Origin of the sequence: Halorubrum sp. SP3 (assembly GCF_005435195.1) — an archaeon.
GTDB lineage: Archaea > Halobacteriota > Halobacteria > Halobacteriales > Haloferacaceae > Halorubrum > Halorubrum sodomense.
Map to the genome: position 1 here is coordinate 615 of NZ_SGTU01000132.1, position 413 is coordinate 1027.

The 413-nt window shown below is 59.8% G+C and carries 2 protein-coding genes; both read left to right on the plus strand.

Annotated elements, in window-relative coordinates; genetic code table 11:
• On the plus strand, positions 1-187 hold a 187-nt coding region (locus EXE42_RS15825), incomplete at its 5' end, for a DNA cytosine methyltransferase (RefSeq protein ID WP_199240781.1).
• Between the two features lie 41 nt (positions 188-228).
• A partial coding sequence (locus tag EXE42_RS15830; protein ID WP_199240782.1) for a hypothetical protein occupies positions 229-413 on the plus strand: 185 nt, incomplete at its 3' end.

The following is a 413-nucleotide window of genomic DNA, read 5'->3' on the forward strand; positions in this document are numbered from 1 at the left end:
CGCGGGGAAGTCCGCGCCACCTGTCCACCACGAGGAGCCGCGGCGGCTCACCGTTCGGGAGTGTGCGCGGCTTCAGACGTTCCCCGATACGTTCGTGTTCAAAGGGAACAAGCGAGAGCAGTACGCACTCAATGGAAACGCTGTCCCTGCGGACCTTGTGGCCTCGGTTGTCGAGGGGCTGCTTTAGGCCGCACTTTTTTATATCCACAACCCAAACATAGGGTTGCGATGGGTAATCCAACGTTACAGTCACTCAACGAGAAAGACGTGTGGCAGACGCCCGAGTGGCTTTACTCGGGGATCGCAGAACGCATCGGCGGCTTCGATGTTGACCCGTGTCCAGGTGAACGGACCAGTATCGGGGAGTGGAACTACTACCTCTCGCTCGGGATGGACGGCACCGAGTGGCCGTG